Source organism: Microvirga pakistanensis (genome assembly GCF_004458765.1).
GTDB lineage: Bacteria > Pseudomonadota > Alphaproteobacteria > Rhizobiales > Beijerinckiaceae > Microvirga > Microvirga pakistanensis.
In genome coordinates this window covers 1-19,578 of sequence record NZ_SPJX01000645.1, presented here as the reverse complement: position 1 = coordinate 19,578, position 19,578 = coordinate 1, and the positions used below count along the sequence as shown (strand labels likewise).

The 19,578-nt window shown below is 59.1% G+C and carries 17 protein-coding genes; 5 read left to right on the top strand and 12 right to left on the bottom strand.

Features of this window, described 5'->3' with window-relative positions; genetic code table 11:
- Nucleotides 1-37 precede the first annotated feature (37 nt).
- The 10 genes from E4K09_RS24470 to E4K09_RS24425 form a co-directional block, all read right to left on the bottom strand.
- On the bottom strand, nt 38-469 hold the full coding sequence (locus E4K09_RS24470) for a secondary thiamine-phosphate synthase enzyme YjbQ (RefSeq protein WP_134500253.1): 432 nt from the start codon (nt 467-469) through the stop codon (nt 38-40).
- Nucleotides 466-1,323: an amidohydrolase family protein gene (locus E4K09_RS24465; RefSeq protein ID WP_166802498.1), complete on the bottom strand. Its 858-nt coding sequence runs from the start codon at nt 1,321-1,323 to the stop codon at nt 466-468. Before E4K09_RS24465 ends, E4K09_RS24470 begins: the two co-directional genes overlap by 4 nt.
- A gap of 4 nt (nt 1,324-1,327) precedes the next feature.
- Nucleotides 1,328-2,422 carry a carbohydrate kinase family protein gene (locus E4K09_RS24460; RefSeq protein WP_134500251.1) on the bottom strand — a complete coding sequence of 365 codons (1,095 nt, stop codon included), beginning with the start codon at nt 2,420-2,422 and terminating at the stop codon, nt 1,328-1,330.
- Between the two features lie 627 nt (nt 2,423-3,049).
- Nucleotides 3,050-3,409, bottom strand: coding sequence for a cupin domain-containing protein (locus E4K09_RS30785; protein ID WP_134500250.1), 360 nt, complete (start codon nt 3,407-3,409; stop codon nt 3,050-3,052).
- A gap of 106 nt (nt 3,410-3,515) precedes the next feature.
- Nucleotides 3,516-4,859 (bottom strand): NAD(P)/FAD-dependent oxidoreductase, encoded by a 1,344-nt coding sequence (locus tag E4K09_RS24450; RefSeq protein ID WP_204985786.1) that lies wholly within the window; start codon nt 4,857-4,859, stop codon nt 3,516-3,518.
- A 7-nt stretch (nt 4,860-4,866) separates the two neighbouring features.
- Nucleotides 4,867-5,667, bottom strand: coding sequence for an ABC transporter permease (locus tag E4K09_RS24445; protein WP_166802497.1), 801 nt, complete (start codon nt 5,665-5,667; stop codon nt 4,867-4,869).
- 2 nt (nt 5,668-5,669) lie between these two features.
- Nucleotides 5,670-6,386, bottom strand: coding sequence for an ABC transporter permease (locus tag E4K09_RS24440; protein WP_166802496.1), 717 nt, complete (start codon nt 6,384-6,386; stop codon nt 5,670-5,672).
- Nucleotides 6,387-6,523: 137 nt separating this feature from the next.
- Nucleotides 6,524-7,603: an ABC transporter ATP-binding protein gene (locus E4K09_RS24435; protein ID WP_134500248.1), complete on the bottom strand. Its 1,080-nt coding sequence runs from the start codon at nt 7,601-7,603 to the stop codon at nt 6,524-6,526.
- Between the two features lie 64 nt (nt 7,604-7,667).
- Entirely contained in the window at nt 7,668-8,684 is a 1,017-nt protein-coding gene (locus tag E4K09_RS24430; protein WP_134500247.1) for an ABC transporter substrate-binding protein, read from the bottom strand.
- A 405-nt stretch (nt 8,685-9,089) separates the two neighbouring features.
- Complete coding sequence (locus tag E4K09_RS24425) at nt 9,090-9,950, bottom strand: DMT family transporter (protein ID WP_134500246.1); 861 nt, start codon at nt 9,948-9,950, stop codon at nt 9,090-9,092.
- Between the two features lie 116 nt (nt 9,951-10,066).
- On the opposite strand from E4K09_RS24425, the gene E4K09_RS24420 reads away from it, so the two are divergent.
- From E4K09_RS24420 to E4K09_RS24410, 3 genes are all read left to right on the top strand, one after another.
- Nucleotides 10,067-11,470: an aminotransferase-like domain-containing protein gene (locus E4K09_RS24420; protein ID WP_134500245.1), complete on the top strand. Its 1,404-nt coding sequence runs from the start codon at nt 10,067-10,069 to the stop codon at nt 11,468-11,470.
- 381 nt (nt 11,471-11,851) lie between these two features.
- Entirely contained in the window at nt 11,852-15,073 is a 3,222-nt protein-coding gene (locus E4K09_RS24415; protein WP_134500244.1) for a hybrid sensor histidine kinase/response regulator, read from the top strand.
- A gap of 136 nt (nt 15,074-15,209) precedes the next feature.
- Nucleotides 15,210-15,512 (top strand): sensor histidine kinase, encoded by a 303-nt coding sequence (locus tag E4K09_RS24410; RefSeq protein ID WP_134500243.1) that lies wholly within the window; start codon nt 15,210-15,212, stop codon nt 15,510-15,512.
- A gap of 494 nt (nt 15,513-16,006) precedes the next feature.
- Here the strand turns inward: E4K09_RS24410 and E4K09_RS24405 are convergent, their stop codons facing one another.
- Entirely contained in the window at nt 16,007-17,581 is a 1,575-nt protein-coding gene (locus E4K09_RS24405; protein ID WP_134500242.1) for a peroxidase family protein, read from the bottom strand.
- Nucleotides 17,582-18,166: 585 nt separating this feature from the next.
- Here E4K09_RS24405 and E4K09_RS24400 point away from each other — a divergent pair.
- Entirely contained in the window at nt 18,167-18,544 is a 378-nt protein-coding gene (locus tag E4K09_RS24400) for a hypothetical protein (protein WP_134500241.1), read from the top strand.
- A 762-nt stretch (nt 18,545-19,306) separates the two neighbouring features.
- Nucleotides 19,307-19,459: a hypothetical protein gene (locus E4K09_RS29480; RefSeq protein ID WP_166802495.1), complete on the top strand. Its 153-nt coding sequence runs from the start codon at nt 19,307-19,309 to the stop codon at nt 19,457-19,459.
- Here E4K09_RS29480 and E4K09_RS24395 read toward each other — a convergent pair.
- A partial coding sequence (locus tag E4K09_RS24395; RefSeq protein ID WP_134497181.1) for a 4Fe-4S dicluster domain-containing protein occupies nt 19,449-19,578 on the bottom strand: 130 nt, incomplete at its 5' end. The genes E4K09_RS29480 and E4K09_RS24395 overlap by 11 nt on opposite strands.

Below are 19,578 nucleotides of genomic sequence, written 5' to 3'. Positions count from 1 at the left end.
TCCTCACCTCACGCTGGGAGAAGACCTGCCGATCGGCTCATTCGCCGAAGGTGTGAACCACGAACTCACGATAGAGCGGGCCGTCAAACTCAGCGAAGTAGATGGTCTGCCGGGATCCCATCACCATCGCGGCGTCCTGAATGGGGAAGCAGACCTGCATACCCGCAAGGAGGCTCCGCTGGTGGGATACGGAGTTGACAGCCATCTGGCCGTCGCTTGGCAGAAACCGTTGGTGGCGATAGTCGCCGATTTCCGGTGTCAGCCGCTGCAGCATTTCGACGAGATCATCCTCAACATCCGGCAAGCCTTCATTGACGATGATTCCAGAGGTCGTGTGCATCGTGGTGATGTACACAACACCGTTGACGACCCCGCTCGATTGCACTGCCTCCCTTACGCGGTCCGTGATATTGATCACCTCAGTGTCGCGATTGGTTTCAATCCCGAGACGTGTAACAACCGATTTCATGGCTTGCCTTTCCAGTTCAGCAGGGAAGCAGCATTTCCGCCGAGGATCTTCTTCTCCGTCACGGGTCTCAAACCCAGCATCTTCACGGCGCGAACGACGCGCTTGGGATCCACGCGCGGATAATCCGATGCGAAGATCACCTTCTCCCTCAGGCTTGATTCAACGACGTCGAGCCCGATCTGCTCGGCAAATACCGTTCTGACAGTTGACTCCGGGCGCCCCCCGTAGAGTACCGCGGTGTCGAGGTGCACATTTGGATACTTGATGGCCAAGGCGAGCGCCTCATACACCCAGGGCCAACCGCAGTGAGCAATCAGGATTGGCAGCGTGGGGAAGGTGTCCGCCACGACCTCGATGTCTATCGGGCGAGCGTCTCCCGTGCGGGCCAGCGGCGCCCAGTTTAGCCCCATTTGGAACGTGACAGGAATGCCGAGATCCTCGGCTGCCGCGTAAACAGGAAAGACTTTCTCGTCCCTCACGGAGAAACGCTGAAGGGCAGGATCGAGATTGAGGCCCTTCAGGTCGAACTGCCTGACTACGTCCCGGAGTTCAGACGAAGCGTTGGAATCAGACGGGTCCACCGATCCAAAGCCGATGAGGCGGTCCGATGTCCTGACAAGTCGCGCGATGTTTTCGTTGGGTATGACAGATGCGCCGTGGGCCGTTGTGCAGTCGAGTGTCGAAAGGACAGCTTTGTCGACACCCGCCTCATCAAGCTGCCTTATCAAAGTAGAGAGTGGCTGCGCCGAACAATAGAATCCGAATATATTGCGGACTGGCTCACGTAGTCCGGGAGACTGCTCGTACAGCTCCCTCACCTGCACAGGATATGTGCGGAAATCAATGACTGTCATTCCTCTACTCCGATTCCACGAATGAACGATGCTGGTCTGCGAGAAACGTATCGACCTCAGCTCGGCAGGCGTAACGGTTGGACTCTCTCGAAACATAAAGAGCCGCGAATGCATGGGCACGTCGGATCGCCCCGTCCATTGTCCCGCCATCAGCAAGAGCTGCCAGGAGACCTGCATCGAACGAGTCCCCTGCCCCGACCGCGTCAATCACTGTGACGGCGTACGCCGGATGTCTCAGGATTGCATCGTCGTGTTGAGCAATACTCCCTTCAGATCCGCATTTGATGATAACGGAACCGGCGCAGAGAGACGACAAGGCGCGCAGCGCAGCGTCAGGATCGTGTTCGCCGGTGATCGCCTGAGCCTCATCGAGGTTGGGAAGGAAGAGATCCACCTCGGAGAGAAGAGCTTTTACATCGTCAAGTGTTTGGGATCCCCAATCCTTGGGGTCCCACCCGGTATCGAGCATGGTTTGCTGGCCGCGACGTCGACATTGTGCAAAGAGTTCGCGGACACGGGTGATCGGGAGGTTCGGGATCATGAACAGTCCAACGACGGCGACGAGCCCGGCCCTGGCGATCACATGAGCCGACCGCTGCACCAACTCAGGAGAAAAAGATCCAGAGCAGCCGATGTTCGACACGAAGGCGCGCTCACCGTCAGGCCTGACGAGAGCAATCGTCAGACCCGTCTGCTCCCCATTCAGCTTGGAGATTCCAGTCGCATCCACATGGGCGTCGGTCAATGCACGAACAATCCCGGTGCCCGCTTCGTCGTCTCCGACCACCCCAACCACCGACACCGGCACTTCCAACGCCGCAAGACCAAGTGCGAGATACCCGGCTTGCCCGGACGGAAAGGCGTGATGGCTGGTTCCGACAACCTCACGGCCCCACTCGGGCAGGGATGTCATCCCGCGGATCAACAGATCGACGTTTAGGTTGCCGATGACGCAGATCTCACGCTTTCTAAGCGCAGGTAGCTCCATGCTCAGAATCCCCCCTCCATGTCCGGACGCTGTTCGTAATGGGCACCTCGATCCGCATCGGTCGGGTGAGTGACCGACGCCTTGCTTCCCAGCCTGCAGGAGGAATGCCACGCAACGAGACACCTGAACGGATAGTGCACGTGGGAGGCTGCACAGTGCGAAAGACGAAGATCGGTGATCATGAGGAGCCCTCGTGCTTACAGACCGAATATGTCATCTGACAACTGACAGCAGACGATATGCGCGGTCTTCTGTCAATCGTGAGTCTGAGACACATCCTGTGTATTATTCGAACACGCGCAGCTTTCATGATGGTGCAGAGGTATCAGGGCATCCGTTCATGGGAGCGCTTGATGCGGATTCGATTTCTTATGCAGGTACGTTCGGATGCGTTGCGTCTCGAAAGAAGACGCGACTGCCTTCGGACGATGGGGAGCGGTCGCTGGGCAGACCGCTCTTACGATATGCACGTCGATTGCAACTGCGGGCCCTGTTTTGCAAGGAGAGAAAGCATGTCACCCAGGAGCTTGGCACGAGCCGGTCGTGCCGAGCACCACAATGCACGCAGGACGGCCTTTTCCTTCTGCTATGAATCTACGACTGTTTCGGCCGTTCCTCTTGGGAGATCGACCGCCCTCCTGTCGTATTCAGTGCTGGAGGATCAATCGTCGCGACGGTCATGTCGCATGATCGTGACGCCAATCGGCCTTGCGGATCGCGCCGCAAAAGGCCCTCGTATCAAGCGGTGACGGTTTGGAACGTATAAATCTTACGTGTCCTCTCGTGGATCACCCAAGACCCTACCCATCCCTGTGGCAGGACAAATAGGTCTCCGGGACCATGATCCGTCTCACGACTATCAGGATGGATGAGGGTCACCCGCCCGCGCAGAATATGGCAGATCTCGTTTCCCTCGTCCCTGCGTGCGGTGAATCGCCCTTCGGTGCACTCCCATAGTCCCATCGACACCTGACCGTCGGCTGAACGCCAGAGAAGTGCGCTCGCCTCAACCTGTCCCGGCGTGACCGTCGTGGGCTTGGGGCTGAAATCTCCAAGATCACGGGCTAACAGCTCGGGTCCGTTGAGACTTGGGAACATCGAAATGCCTTTCCTGAGCTCAACGATTTGCCGTTGAGACTTGCGAGTTGCGACCTGTGACCTGCCAAGCATGCGGAGCCGGGCAGCTTCTCGTTCCTTGGGCCATTCATCGCATCATGGCGTCACGCATCTTGTAGTAGAGGATGGAGGGAGCCAGGAACCAGGGTTTTCCGAAGTAGCCTGGCCGGGTTTGAAACGGCAGATCATCCAGTGCCGTTGCTCCTTGCGGCCTTCCAAGGATCTTCAACGCCGATTTCATGCCAAGATAGGTGGCCATCGCGATGCCGGTGCCGCAGTACCCCATTGCATAATGGACGTCGTCATGTGATCCAATGTGAGGAAGCTCATCGAAGGTATAGGCGACAAAACCGTACCAGCAGTGGCTCACTTTTGCCCCGGAAAGCTCAGGAAATACGCGCGTCATCGCGGCGTGCAGACGGGGAGCGCTATACTCGCTCGTCGCGTCGCCGATGGAAACGCGGCCTCCGAAAAGGATCCGCCGGCGATCCGGCGACGCACGATAGTAATAGACGACCTTGCGGGTCTCAGAGATCATTCGATCCTTTGGCGACAATCGACGGATCAGCGACTCGGGCTGCGGTTCCGTGGCGATGATGAAGCTCCCGATTGGGATGACTCGTCTGCGCATCCAGGGGGTTGAAGGCCCGGTATAGCCGTTTGTCGCGACCAGAACGTCGCGCGCGTGGACTTGCGCCGATCCGATCCGCAGATGGAAGCCCTTACCGTCCCTTTGAATGGATTCGACATGGCTGTTTCCGAAAACGAGAGCGCCGGCATCGTTCGCTCTTGTCAGGAGGCCATGATGATACCGTGCTGGGTCGATCTTCGCCCATTGCGGATAGACGACTCCGCCAAAGAAGGCGTCAGTCCCAACCTCAGAGTGCTGATCCGACCGTGGGATCGCGTAGGCTTCGTAGCCGAACTGACGAACGTCCTCAGGTTCGCTGCGAGCGATCGCCTCGTATGCTCCCGGTGTGTGCGCGCCGAGGAAATGCCCGGACCTTTCGAAGTCGCACTCAAGCCCCTCCGCGCGGATGAATTCGCCTAGGTACTCATAGGCATCGTAGCCGGTCTTGCGGACGGCGAATGCTTTCTTGTCGCCGGCCCGGCGCGCGAGAGCGACCATGCTTGGCTTCATATGAGGCGATACCTGGCCGCCGTTCCGTGTGCTGCATCCATAACCGGGACGCTCGGAGTCGAAGACCGCTACGGAACGTCCGGATCGGGCCAGTTCGAGAGCGGCACTCAGACCTGTATAGCCCGCCCCGACGATTGCCACGTCCACACGGTTCGGCGTTTCGCCCTGGAGTAACGGCTCCTCAGGGATTCCATCCAGCCAGTAGGAAGTGGTACGCATATCAGCAGCGAGAACGGACATGAGAGTACTTTCAATGCATAAGTGGGAGCCGGTACGTGCTACGGAGATCATCCGGTCCCTAGGGTTTTTCCCCGCGCTGTGACAGAAGGAAGAACCCGACGGCAACGAGGCTCATAGCAATCAGAAGCGAGGAAATGGCCGCGATCGTCGGATCAAGTTGGTCTCGCAATTGCATGAACATCCGCTTGGTCAGAACTGTGTTGTCACCGCCGGAGATAAACAACCCTATGACGACCTCGTCGAGGGAAGTGATGAACGCGAAGAGAGCGCCGGCGGCAACCGGAATCCGAATCTGCGGAAGCGTAATGTCCCAGAAGGCACGAAAAGGATGAGCACCGAGGTTCTGCGCGGCCTGTTCCTGCGTTCTGTCGAACTGCCGAAGTCCAGAGAGACATGTGGCCACGACGAATGGAACGGCAAGCGTCGAGTGAGCAAGGATGATACCGAGAAGGGAATTCACAATTCCGATCTTGGAGTAGACAAAGAAGATCCCGATGCCAATCAGGATGACGGGAACGATCTGCGTGGACAACAGGTAGCCGTAGGTCATTCCGGCAGACATCCCTGTCCGATTACGCAGAGAGACTGCCGCCGCTACGCCGACCGGAGTGGCCAGGATCGTCGTTCCGATTGCAGCGATCATGGAGGTTCGTGTCGCGGACATCCACTCCGTAGAGTTGAAGAAGCTGCTATACCACCTCAGCGACAGTTCGGATGGCGGAAACTGCAGATAGTTTGACGCCGAGAAGCTCATAGGGACGACAATCAAAACCGGAATGAATAGAAAAACCAAGATCAGGCCGAGCAGAACGAACAGCCAGATCCGCCGAGTTGTGGGAATGAATTCGGTCTCGCTCACGTCTACCCCCGTTTTCCGACGACAGCTCTCAACGTCAGCATCACGAGCGCGACGATAACGATCAGCACGACACCCAACGCGCTCGCAGCTCCCCAGTCGCTATAGATCAGGATATTCTGCTGTACGCGCATCGGAATCGTCGTGACGTTGCCGCCGCCCAGCAACTGTGGGGTCACGTAGAAGCCGAGACAGATGATGAAGGTCAGCATCGCGCCGGTGACGACGCCCGGCAGCGATAACGGCAAGAAGACGGTCATGAAGGTCCGGATCGGCGATGCGCCGAGGTTCGCGGCCGCCCGAAGGAGCGTGCGGTCAATCGCCTTGACCGTTCCGTAGAGTGTGAAAATGAAGAGCGGCAGCATGATATGGATCATACCGATGGACGTTCCAAGAAAGCTGTTGGCCAGCCGCATCGGCCGCTCGACGAGACCAAGCTCGATGGCCCAGGTATTGATCAGGCCATTTCGCTGCAGCAGAACCATCCAGGCATAGGTGCGAACCAGAAGCGAGGTCCAGAACGGAATTGCCACCAGCGTGAGAGCCGCTGTCGCTAGTCGGTGCGGAAGCAATGAAATCGCGTAAGCTGCCGGAAATCCGAGAAGCACCACGAAGGCGGTAACAACAGCGCTCATCTGAAGGGTTGTTACGAATGTGGTGATATAGCTCGGATTCGCGAGCATTCGGGCATAATGCTCAAGGGAGATCTGGCCGTCGGCCACGAACGACAGAGCCCCGAGCCAGAGAAACGGCGCAATCGCAAGGCTTACGACGGCAATCGCGGGAAACAGCAGCAGGTGAGACTGACGCTTCTCCGAAGCATCGACACTCGCGAGAATTGCACTGTTGACACCGGCCGTCATCGCGCGAGTTCCTCCTGCTCGACGATGCAGATATCCTTCTCGTGGACCAGGATCCTGACCGGGCTTCCCGCCTGAGGGAAAGACTCCATGATGCTGGTGCGAGTGCCACGCTGCAGCCGGATAACTTGACCGCTTTCGAGCGCGATATAGGCCACCAGGGCGTTGCCCTGGTACAAGACCTCCTGCACAGTTCCCGATAGCCTGAGAGCGCCATGGCTCACATCGGCTCCTGTGTCGATCTCGATCTTTTCGGGCCTAAGAACGAAGATCGGGTCGCGAAGGCTCCCCAACTTTGCTTGAAGAAAGTTTCGCGCAAGCGCATGGTCGCCGGTGGAGAGCACGACGGATGCCGGAACAAAGTCGGAGTCACCGATGAAATCCGCCACGAACTTGGAGGCGGGAGCCTCGTAGATATCCTTGGGCGTGGCGATCTGCTCTATCTTGCCCGCACGCATTACAGCAATACGGTCCGACATCGTCAGCGCCTCTTTCTGGTCGTGCGTGACGTAGACCACCGTCCTTCCGAGGCGCACCTGCAGGTGCTTCAGCTCGACCTGCATCTCCTCCCTCAGCTTCTTGTCGAGTGCAGACAGGGGCTCATCCATGAGAATGATGTTCGGCTCGAATACGATGGCGCGGGCGACGGCTACGCGCTGCCGCTGACCACCCGAGAGCTGAGCAACGTTTCGCGAGGCGAACCTGTCCATCTGAACGGCCGCGAGCGCAGCCGTAATGCGTTGATCCCGCTCTGCTTTGCCGACGCCGCGCAGCTTCAGCGGGTATCCAACGTTTTCGGCGACCGTCATGTGGGGGAACAGAGCATAGTTTTGGAAGACCATGCCGATGTTCCGCTTGTGCGGGGGGAGCGCCACGATTTCTTTATTGTCGATGCGGATACTTCCGGCATCCGGTCGGGTGAAACCCGCAATGCTCATGAGCAGCGTTGTTTTTCCCGAGCCGGAGGGTCCCAGGAGCGTCAAGAACTCGCCCGCGCTGACGCTAAGGGAGACGTTGTCCAGCGACACGAACTGGCCATAGCGCTTCGTTAGATCAGAAATTTCAATGGAAGACGGCATTGTGCGCAGCGAGTCCTTTCAACGAGGGAGGAAGGTGGAGAGGCCGCTTTTGCAGCCTCTGGACTTACCGCTGGCGGAAGTTCTCCCAACGCTCTACCGCCTCTTGCCCGTGCTCGCCCCACCAAGCCTCACTCTGGACAACCTGGGTCTTCTTGTTCTCGGGGGACGTATTCACACGCGCCTTGTCCGCATCGGAGAGGACGCCGGCGACGCTGAAGGCCTTTGCGTTGGCCGGACCGTAATCGACATAGAGCGGAAGGTGAGCCTGAGGACCTGGCGCGAAGAAAATGGCGAGAGCTTTCTGAGCGAGCTCCTTGTTCGGGGCACCTTTCAGAATGACGAAGCAATCCGCGCTCAGAATCGCCTGGTTGAATGTGAACGTGGCCTTTGCGCCATCCTTGATCGCGGCAGCAGCGCGACCATTCCACATGCCGATGTAGTCAACCTCGCCATCCTTCAGAAGCTGAGCCGACTGGGCGCCTGACTGCCACCACACCGTGATGTGCGGCTTGAGAGCCTCCAGCTTGCGAAATGCCCGGTCGAGATCGAGGGGATAGAGCTTGTCGGCGGGAACGCCGTCCGCAAGAAGGGCAGCTTCGAGATTATACCGAGGGGAGTTGTAGATCGATCGGTCACCCGGGAAGTTCTCAGCATCGAAGAAGTCGGCCCAGCTCTTCGCCTGCTTCAGGTTTGAGGCGGAGGCGATCACTGTCGAGTAATAATAGGCCGGGATACAATATTCGGTCACGACATTCTTGTCGAATCCTTCAGTCGACACAATCGATGTGTCGATTTTCTCTAGAAGACCTTCCTTGGAGGCCATCATGCATTCTTCGAGAGACATCTGTGAGATGTCCCAGGTCACGGAGTTGCTTTGCACTTGGACTCGTACGTCCTGCAATCCGTCAATCGTCGTTTCCTTGATCTTGATGCCGAGCTCCTTCTCGGCCGGACTGAATAGCGCTTCACGCTCTGCGTGGGCAATGATGCCCCCACCCGTAGCGACCAGCAACTCAGCACCGTTAGCGGTGCTGCCTGCGGTTGCGATCGCAAGAGCGATGAGGATCGGTGATACACGCATGCTGGTCTCCCATTTGCTGACCGGTGTCTCTGGATTGTAGTTGTATGACGTCTGCCAGGATAGACTGGGCAAAGCGGGATGCGGTGTCAAGCGTCAAAAGGCTCAGACGATCGTTCTACGGTTTTCAGCCAGTTTGATATTTGGGTGAGCCACTCGCGTCGTCAGACGACATGGGGCTTGTGGGCATGCCGATGGGCGGCTGTGCCGTGAGCGAGCTAGGGCACAGCAGAGGGGTCCAAGGACAGCTACCTGCCTCGATGAAGTCTCGCGACTTGCGCACACCGTCTGCGCTGTCCCTTGACTCAAACGGCTCTGGCAGGGGCCTGCCCCGGTTCGATGGCCAAGCTCGGGCACACGCTCAACCGGATGGCAAGAAAGAAGATGACCTGCAGTCCGGCAGGAACTTCAGGCGAACCGCTTGGCTCCAGCCACGAAAAGAACAACAAGGCCTGTCGCCGCGATCATCGTCCAGGCTACCGGCTCATGGAGCAGCAGGCCTGCCAGCGCCAAGCCGAAGAACGGCTGAAGCAGTTGCAGCTGCCCGACGCCTGCGATGCCACCGAGCGCGAGGCCGCGATACCAGAAAACGAAGCCGATCAACATGCTGAAAACCGAAACATAGGCGAGCCCGAGCCAAGCCGGAGCACCGATCCCGCTCCAGGATTCGGGCATCGTGACCAACGCGACTGTGGCCATCATGGGCAGCGACAGGAGCAGGGCCCAAGAGATGACCTGCCAGCCGCCGACCCTTCGCGAGAGCGCAGCTCCCTCGGCATAGCCGAAACCGCAAAGCAGGACGGCGGCCACCATCAGCAGATCGCCCGTGAGAGAACCTAAGCCACTGTTGAAAAGGGCAAATCCGGCAACCGTTGCCGCCCCGAAGCCCGAAAACAGCCAGAAGACAGATTTCGGCCGCTCGCCGCCGCGCAAGACGCCGAAGATGGCGGTCGCGAGCGGCAGGAGGCCAATGAAAACGATGGAATGCGCCGACGTGATGTGCTGAAGCGCGAGCGCCGTCAGCAGCGGGAAACCAACGACAACACCGAGCGCGACCATCGCAAGCGAGGCGAGATCCCTACGCCCCGGCTTCGCCTGACGAAGGAGAACAAGGAAGGCTGCTCCAAGCAGCGCGGCGATCACCGCGCGCGCCGACGTCAGAAACAAGGGCGAGAAGTCCCCGACGGCGACCCGCGTCGCCGGCAACGAGCCGCTGAAGATGATGACACCCACGAGGCCACTGCCCCACCCGCGCATTGTTCGGTCCATGGAACCCCTCTTTCTAAGGCATCCTAGGATTCCACTTCTGACTCGAACAGAGACAGTATAGTACAATTGTTAGAAACTGTATGGGCACGCGCTGCCATACAATCGGTGGAACAGGAATGAGGAACGAAGCACAGACGCGCATTGGTGAGGTCATGACGGCGATTCGAACGCGGATCTCAAGCCGAGCTCTCGTTTCCGGCGATCGCCTGCCCTCGATCCGGAGCTTTGCCGTGACCATGGACGTATCGCCGTCCACGGTCGTTGAGGCCTATGACCGTCTTGCTGCCGAGGGCCTGATCTATGCCCGACGTGGTTCCGGCTTCTATGTCGCGGCCAGGAGTTTGCCACCGCTGATGGTATCGGAGACCGAGCCGAGACGCGAGCGGGCCGTTGACCCGTTCTGGATCTCGCGCCAGTCGCTCGATGCCGATCCCATGGTGATGAAGCCCGGGTGTGGCTGGCTCCCGGCGGATTGGATGCCGAATGCCGCGCTCCGCCAGGCTTTGCGGACGGTTGCACGGGGCGAGGATGCAATTCTCTCCGACTACGGCAGCACGCATGGCTCGCCTCTCCTGCGTCGGTTGCTCTTGCGCCGGTTTGCCGAAGAAGGCCTCGAGGCTTCACCCGACCAGATCATACTCACAAGTTCGGGGACGCAGGCGATCGACCTGGTCTGCCGCTTCCTGCTGAGGCCCGGCGACACGGTGGTGGTGGATGATCCGGGGTACTTCAACTTTCAGGCGCTGCTTCGAGCGCATCAAGCCAGGATCGTCGGCGTGCCATATACCCAATCCGGTCCCGATGTAGCCGCCTTCGAGACGATCCTGACTGCAGAGCGACCGCGCCTTTACATCACCAACTCCGCGCTCAATAACCCGACCGGCGCCACTCTCTCGCCGCAGACCGCCTACAGGCTCTTGAACGCGGCCTCGGCTCATAATCTGACAATCGTCGAGGACGACATCTTCGCCGATTTCGAGCCAGAACCCTCGCCGCGCCTTGCGGTGCTAGACGGGCTCGACCGTGTCATCCGGATCGGAAGCTTCTCGAAGACGCTGTCTGCCTCGATCCGCTGCGGCTACATCGCCACACGAGCGGATTGGATCGAGGGCTTGGCTGATCTCCAGGTTGCCACTTGTTTCGGTGGACCGAGCCCGGTCACGACCGAGCTGATCGCCAACGTTCTCGCTTCGGGCGGTTATCGCAAGCACATGGAGGGATTGCGCCAGCGCCTTGCGCGAGCCCGCCACGAAATGGCAACGCGGCTGGAGCCCCTGGGCATCCGGCCCTGGCTCATGCCGCGCGGCGGCTTTTATCTCTGGTGCCGCCTGCCGGAGGGACAAGACTCCGCTGCGCTTGCTCGCAGAGCCGTGAAGGACAACGTCGTTCTTGCTCCTGGCAACGTATTCAGCGTCTCTCAGACGGCCACGTCGTTCCTCCGCTTCAACGTGGCGCAGTCGCATGATCCCCGTATCTTGGCCGTTCTTCGGCAAGCGATGGCTTCCCGTCAGGCCGAGTGAAGGCCCCCCGAGACTATAAGCCACCAGGAGGGTCCATTCAGCGCCAGCGGATCAATATCCAGCCGAGAACGTTGTTCGCCCGGAATCCAGCAGCGACAAAATACACGTTGAGATTGCCGGACCTCTGCCCTAGATCGCCTGCCGGTCACCCACCCCATGTTTATTGCCGCTCTCATTCGACACGCCAGAATGCCCCGATCGCGCCGTCCCAAGGCCCCTGCGGCCAAGTCTGACCAGCAATGACGTCTATTCTGTTCGCCCCTGGGGTCATCCTAAAAGTTTTGCATGCCAGCCGCTTCATGGGCGCAGGCTATGGGTCGAACAAGCCGATTAATGCCCGGAACCCCGATGCACGATAGAGATACGCGCGCAGCCGCACCCATGGATCGCGACTTCCTCTCCGGTGGGGGAGAGATGGGTGCCAGGATGCGCGCCCACGACTGGTCAACCTCCCCCTTGGGGCAGCCGGAGACCTGGCCTGGATCCCTCCGCACCTTGGTGAGGCTGATGCTGAACGCCAAGCAGGCGATGTTCATCGCCTGGGGGCAGGAACTCGCTTTCCTTTATAATGATGACTACGCTCCGATCTTCGGCGCCAAACATCCGGGTGCGCTCGGGCGTCCCTTCGCAGAGGTGTGGTCCGACATCTGGGAGCAGATCAAACCACTCGTCGACGAGACCCTCGCAGGTCGGTCGAGTTGGCACGAGGACCTCCTGATTCCCATGGAACGGAACGGGTACCGGGAGGAGGCTTGGTTCAGCTTCTCCTACAACCCGGTCTGGAACGAGAGCGGCGTGATTGCCGGGATGTTCTGCGCCTGCACGGAAACCACAGACAAAATTCTCGGCCAACGGGCTTTGCGTCAGAGCGAAGAGCGCGCACAAGGCGTGCTCGATGGGATGGATGAAGCGTTTGTCTTGCTCGACCGGGATTTCCGCGTTCTTCAGATCAACACGGCAGGACTGCGGCTTGAGACGCGCCTGGAGAAGGAGATCATCGGACGGACGCACTGGGAGGTCTGGCCGGACACGGAGAACTCGCCCGTCGGGCAGTTATACAAGAAGGCCATGGCCGAGCGGGTGCCCGTCACGTTCGAGAACAGGTATGCTTGGCCTGATGGCCATGAGGCTTGGATCGAGATCCGCGCCTATCCCGCTCCCGATGGTCTGGCCGTGTTCTATCGTGACATCACCGAGCGCAGGCAGGCCGAAGCGCGGATCCGGGAGGCCGAGGATCACTACCGCCATACGGTCGAGCTCAATCCGCAGGTGCCCTGGACCTGCGATCCGCAGGGGAACATCACCTCCTTCTCCACCCGCTGGCTCGAGATGACCGGACAAGGCCCGGACGAACCTTATGGCAGCGGCTGGGTCGATGCCATGCACCCGGATGATGTGGCGCCAGCACTTGGGGTCTTTTCCAGCAGTCTCGCCTCAAGAGATGCCCTTGATGTCGAGTATCGCATCCGCATCGCCGCGACGGGTGAATATCGCTGGATGCGGGCGCGAGCCTACCCGCGGCTAAGCGAAGACGGTGAAATCATCCGGTGGTACGGCGTCGTTGAGGATATCCATGATCGCAAGGTCGCCGAGCAGAGCCTCAAGGAAAATGAGGCTTTGCTCAGGGACCAGCACACCCGCCTCGTCACACTCATCGATAGCCTCCCTGTCGGTGTGTGCTTCATCGACCCTGATGGCCAATCCCTCCTTTCAAATCCTGCATTTCGGGAGTTCATTCCAGACGGCACCATTCCGTCCCGCCTGCCCGATGCTGAGGACAGGTGGATCGCTTGGGACGAAAACGGTAAACAGCTATCCGCCCACGAGTTTCCCGCCCCACGAGCTCTTCGGGGAGAAACCGTACCCGACATCGAATTCCTGCACCGGGCGGAGAATGGCAGGGAAACATGGACGCGGTTCAGCAGCGTGCCTCTCCGGAACCAGGAGGGTAAGATCATCGGGGCGATTCTCGTCATCGTCGACATCGACGAGCAGAAGCGGGCGCAGGAACTGCTCCGCAAGCTGAACGAGAACCTCGAAGCCCAGGTCGAGGAGCGCACCCGCGAGAGGGACCAGATCTGGCATTTGAGCACCGATTTGATGGACGTGTGCCGAGCGGACGGAACGCTGGTTGCCGTCAACCCGGCCTGGACGACGATGCTAGGCTGGACCGAGGAGGAACTGCTCTCGCGCAACTTCCTCGGATTGATCCACCCTGATGATGTCGAGGCGTCCATCGCAGAGTTGTCGAGACTTGATGAAGGCACTCGGACATATCGCTTCGAAAACCGTTTCCGGGCAAAGGACGGAAGTTACCGCCTGATCTCCTGGACAGCCGTCCCCAAGGAGGGACTGTTCTATGCCATCGGACGGGACATCACCGCCGAGAGAGAAGCCGCGGAAGCCCTACGCCAAACCGAAGAAGCACTGCGTCAGTCGCAGAAGATGGAAGCGGTGGGACAGCTCACCGGCGGCATTGCCCACGACTTCAACAATCTGCTGACCGGGATCGTGGGCTCCCTCGACATGCTTCGGACCCGACTCTCTCAGGGGCGGCTGGATACAGTGGACCGCTACATGACGGCGGCGACGACGTCCGCCAATCGTGCATCCGCCTTGACGCACCGCCTGCTGGCCTTTGCCCGCAGGCAGCCGCTCGACCCCAGGCCTGTCCAAGCCAACGCGTTGGTGGCCTCCCTGGAGGATCTTTTCCGACGCACGGTCGGCGAGACCGTCACCCTTGAGGTCGTGCTGGCAGGTGGCCTCTGGCCGACCTTGTGCGACCCGAACCAACTGGAAAGCGCGCTGCTCAACCTCGTCATCAACGCGCGCGACGCGATGCCGGATGGCGGCAAACTGACGATCGAGACCTGCAACGCGCATTTGGACGATGCCTATATCGCCGCTCAGCGGGATGTGAAGCCTGGGCAATACATCTGCATCTGCGTGACGGACACTGGAACCGGCATGCCGCCCGACGTGATCGAGCGCGCCTTCGACCCGTTCTTCACGACCAAGCCGATCGGGCAAGGCACCGGGCTGGGCCTGTCCATGGTGTACGGTTTTGCGAAACAATCGGAAGGTCATGCTAAGATCTACAGCGAGGTAGACCAGGGCACGACGATCAAGATCTACCTGCCGCGTTATCGCGGAGACACGGAAGCCGAAATCGAAGCTGCCACATTGGCTGAGGCGCCGCGAGCGGAGTCCGGCGAGACGGTCCTGGTGGTTGAGGATGAACCCGTTGTGCGCAGCCTCATCATTGAAGTACTGGAAGATCTTGGATACCGCACCCTGGAGGCTGCTGACGGCCCTGAAGGGTTGAAGCTCCTGCAATCCAGACGGCGGATCGACCTCCTCGTCACCGATGTGGGCCTCCCCGGACTGAACGGTCGCCAACTGGCGGACGCGGCCCGCGAAAAGCGTCCAGATCTCAAGGTTCTCTTCATTACGGGCTATGCGGAGAATGCGACTTTGGCCGCAGGCTTTCTGGATGCTGGCATGCAGATGATCACCAAGCCCTTCGCCGTCGATGCGCTCGCGCAGAAGATCCGATCGATCATCAGTGAGGAGCGAAGGTCAACGGGAGGCGGCCTAACCTGATCGGGGCTGCGGCTTGCTCGCGCGGTCACGATGTTTCTGAGACGGTTGATGGTCATGCTGAGAGCCAGTTCACGCACAAAGACGGTTAAGCGGACCTACAATCCATCTGACCGCCAAGCCGGCAGTGGTGTTGGGAATGGCTTTCCACGAGCTCGCCACCAATGACACCAAATACGGCGCCCTGTCATACGCTTCCGGTCGGGTGCATACTGACTGGACGATCAATGGACACGGCAATGATGTCACCCTGGCGATCGCCTGGTCCGAGCTCGGTGGACCTCCGGTGGAGGCATCGCCGCGTCCTGGGTTCGGCTCACGCTTGCTGCGGCAGGCGATTACCCAGGAGTTCGGCGGGTACCTCGACATCCGGTTCAAGCGTGAGGGGGTGTGCTGCACCATCACGGTCCCGGTCGGATCAGCCGAATGGCAGGCTGCCTGAACGGCGACAGGCTTCTGCCACTCCTCCCGATATGGGTCCGCAACTCGTCCACCCACGCATGTGGAACACTTTGTGCCTGTCGATGCTTTGCCATAGGACAGATCAACGGATGAGATGATCCATGTCCGATATGCCAGAGCCTGACATTCCGCCGCTGCCTCCGACGGAAAATCCTGCGCCTGAGCCTGCACCTGACATTCCGCCGCTTGATCCCTTGAATCCATCCGAGAGTGATGCCCCAGAGGGAGAGCCTCCTGCTGTGCCTTTGGATGTGCCGTTTATCCAGCCCCCCGGTACACAGTAGATCACTTCCGAAGGGCAGCCTGATCCGGTCTCAGGAGACAGGCTGGATCACGGGCCGATCAAGCGGCCTGCCGTTGAACGTGGCACCCTGCGCCACTGAGACTTCGAGCCGAGCCCATGGAGGCCCGAAACAAATGGCTTACGGCAGAACCGCCGTTCATAGTCAGGTCACATCACGATCTATGGCTCGATCAGGAACTGACTGTGCTGATGTTGTCGACCGGACTCACCTCCCCAACAAGATTCAGCAGGTCTGTCATGTAGAAAGTGCCTTTTTTCCGGGACGGAAGAGTTGGTTTCCAGTCCTTGGCCATCCACAGGTAAGACTGGTGGTCTCCGTGAACGAGTCCGATGAAAACCTCAGCCACGATGCGTGCGCCCACGGGCCCAAGGCGTTCGCCGTTGCAGCGCACCTGGGCTTCCTTGAGGATGTAGTACCAAAGGGGCGTTTTCTTGTGCAGCCCATGTTTTTTGGCGATATCGCCGTCTGGCCCGGTGGCGATCTCATCAGGCGTGAGCGGATTCTTGATCCTCATCGCCTCAGCGATATCCTGGCCCGAGGGAAGGCCGAGCCTCACGCCACGTTTCAGGTTGCGCTCGGCCAGATTGCCACCTCCACCGGGAAGATCATGAAGCTCCTTCGCCAGCATAGGATCGAGACGGCGCGCATGGTTCAGGCGGAAATTCTGGATTGATGCCGCGTCGGTTTTGAAGTCGTAGAACCGACGCCAATCGATGATCCAGTTGTTCGGCAGGTGCGATACCGGAGTCGGAGGCCCGCCTGCTGGGTGTGGATTGGGAGCCAGATCGCCGATGATGCCACCCGAAAGTCCCGAGAAGTCGAACAGCAGCTTGAAACCGATCGGGAACCGGAAGTCGTCGAAGATGCGGTTGTGGCTATATCTCTGCCGGACCATGCTGTGGCCGAGTCGGTAAGCAGCGGCGGAGAACTCGACAGGCATGTATGGAACCCGCTTGAATCGATAGAATTTGCGCCCCTCCTCGAGAACTCGGTCCACGATGCCGGGTTCGGTGAGCCGCTCGACAAAGTCGTGCAGCACCATCCACTGGTAATGCCACGTCACGATCTTGCGTGCCTCAGCGAAAAGATCTGCTGGCGGATTAGAGTCTTCCGACAGCATGTCTACAACCTTGTTGTGGAACTTCAGGAATGCGAGATGGGTTTGGGCGACCAGCAGATTCTCATCGTTCCTGTGATCGCCGATCAGCGCGAAACCTTCAGGACTGCGCGGCAGGTCATTCCGGAATTCTCCGGGCGGGTCTCCGCCGATATCGATGCACCTCCCGAGAAGGAACTTGGGGCCGTGCTTGCTGGTCTCCTTGGGATTGCGTGCGTAGAGTTGCGGACTTCCATCCGGGCCCAGTCCATAAATGCAGTCCAGGTCAAGGCTCGGTGTGCGGAAGTTCTCAGTGGCGAGAGGATCCTTCTCCTTCTCGGAAAGGGATGTCAGGTCGAGGGTGATGTCGTGGTCGACGAATTGGCCCAGATAGGTGAAACCGGCTGGAACATTTGGATTGTCCATCGAAGGATCATCATCGTCCATCATCGCGTCGGCAAGCTCCTCAAGCGCCTTATCTGGCACAGAAAGAGGCTTGAGCTTGGGGAACATCCGGCCAAACATGCCGGGATCCTTGTGCCCCGAAAGTGTATCAAGAAAATCCTTGGTTGGATGACGACCGGCTTTACCGTGGCCGGGCTGAATATTTACGTCGACGATGACTTCCGGTTTCACATGCTTTGTCATGTTTGAACCTCTCGATTCGCCACGTCTGACCGCCGCCGACATAGGCGGGTAGTGGCTATGAACCACCCTATTTTCAGTGATGAACTGTACGTCGACGCGCGAAAATGCACATACACATCGACCTGAGAAAACTCAGGTGAGTACCAGCGGCTTGATACGTCGGCATGTCTTGGTTACGCGAGAGCTGTATCGCTCCAACAAAAGCAATCTACAATTTAACAGCGTGCTAGACGATCGCAGAAGTATGAATTGCGGAACCTGTTACGTCAATGAACGCCTTCCAGCCCTGCTTGCTCATAGACTATTTCGCGAAGGGGATGCGAGCGAATATACCCCCATAGAGTTTCACCCGAGAGGGCAAATACCTCCTCCGGGCTAGGCGCGGAAACACATTCCTCCGGGCGCAACGATCCCGCTGTGCAACACTAATGTGACCGCAACCACCACGGCTGCCGGCGCCGGCAGCTGATCTGTGACCATCGGCACGCTGCTCGAAGGCACGCATACATTCGTCGCCAGAGCCATCGACCGGACTGGCAATACCTGTTCCGCCTCCGACAGCGCTACGATCGTGATCGACTGCACATGCCGGACATTCCGATGACGAGCACCGGAGGCGCAGGTTCGCAGGTTGTCTATAGCGACGGCGCCAATCAGTCGATCGTGCTCGGTGCCGACGACGACACGCTGCACGGCAGCGGCGGCAACGGCTGGATCGTGGGCGGCCTGGTAGAGATAGATCCGGTACCGTCAAGAGCTTCAACAGATGCGAGAGCTGTGGCTGAAACCGCTATGATGTTGAACCTAATTCTATTACAAGCAGTCCCCGGTGGGATGGACCGGAACAGAAAAAGCCGGGCCAAAGGCCCGGCTAAAGTAGAGGTCCGACAATTGAGTCAAAACCTTCCAGAGGGAACGGCCGACACGGCATCGCCGGGAGGAAGAAAAGCGCTGCCGCGTTGAAATCAGCCAATGCTCATATCGGCCGCATTCGACCTATTTGCAATGCAACATGCCTCATAAAAGGGCTGCGTCACCGACATGGCACTAATGCCGATGATGCCGTTCCGTCGCCTGGTAGGATGGCCACATTTATCCGCACGATCCACTCAGTATTTTTATCTGTGTCACCGACATTTCGGTCCAGAGCTGGCTGCGCGCTCCTAAGATCGCGGGAGAGCCACTACATAAGGGCTTACATGATGAGGGATCCTCAATGTCCAACAGTGATGACAAACCCGAGCCTGTTCAGGGTGACGAGCTTGGCATAAGAGAGCGCATCAGCTTTCGGGATTATCCCAGCACGGGTTGGGTCGTTCTTGCGGCTCTTGTCTCGGGACTGAGCTGGCTGGTCCACAAACGCTCGGGCAGCAAGCGAAAGGGTCAGTCGAGGCCTCCGACGGCAAAGAACAAACAAGCGGATTTGTCCTGAATTTATGTGGCGTGAGAGAGTTTTAGCCACGGCTGTTTCGGCGTCAGAGATGGCTGGATAGGTCAATCGTGCCGCCAGTCGACCATCCCATACCCCCGAAATCAGCTCGATCGTTGGCTAAGCTCCGTATTGGAGTCAAACCGTATGGGCCGAAGCACTTACAGAGTTCCCCTGACCGACATCCTCGCCTGGGCCCAGGGGCAACCGGATGCTGCCATATGTGAGGAATGAACTCGATCCGTCACCCCGCTATGCCCGCCATTTAGAGAGCGGATGAGAAAGCAGCGGGAGCGATGAGCCGCATACTCACCGGCTCGAACCCTTTGATCTCGGCCGACGGGCGCTTTGCCACCTGCTCCACCATCGCTTCCAATCTCGTCAGCGAGGACACCAACAGCATCGACAACGTGCGAACGTCCGCCCTGCCGCCGGCCATTACATATTGACGTAGTTTGGCCCGCCGCCGCCCTCGGGGGTGGTCCAGGTGATGTTCTGGTTGGGATCCTTGATGTCGCAGGTCTTGCAGTGCACGCAGTTCTGGGCGTTGATCTGGAAGCGCACGCCC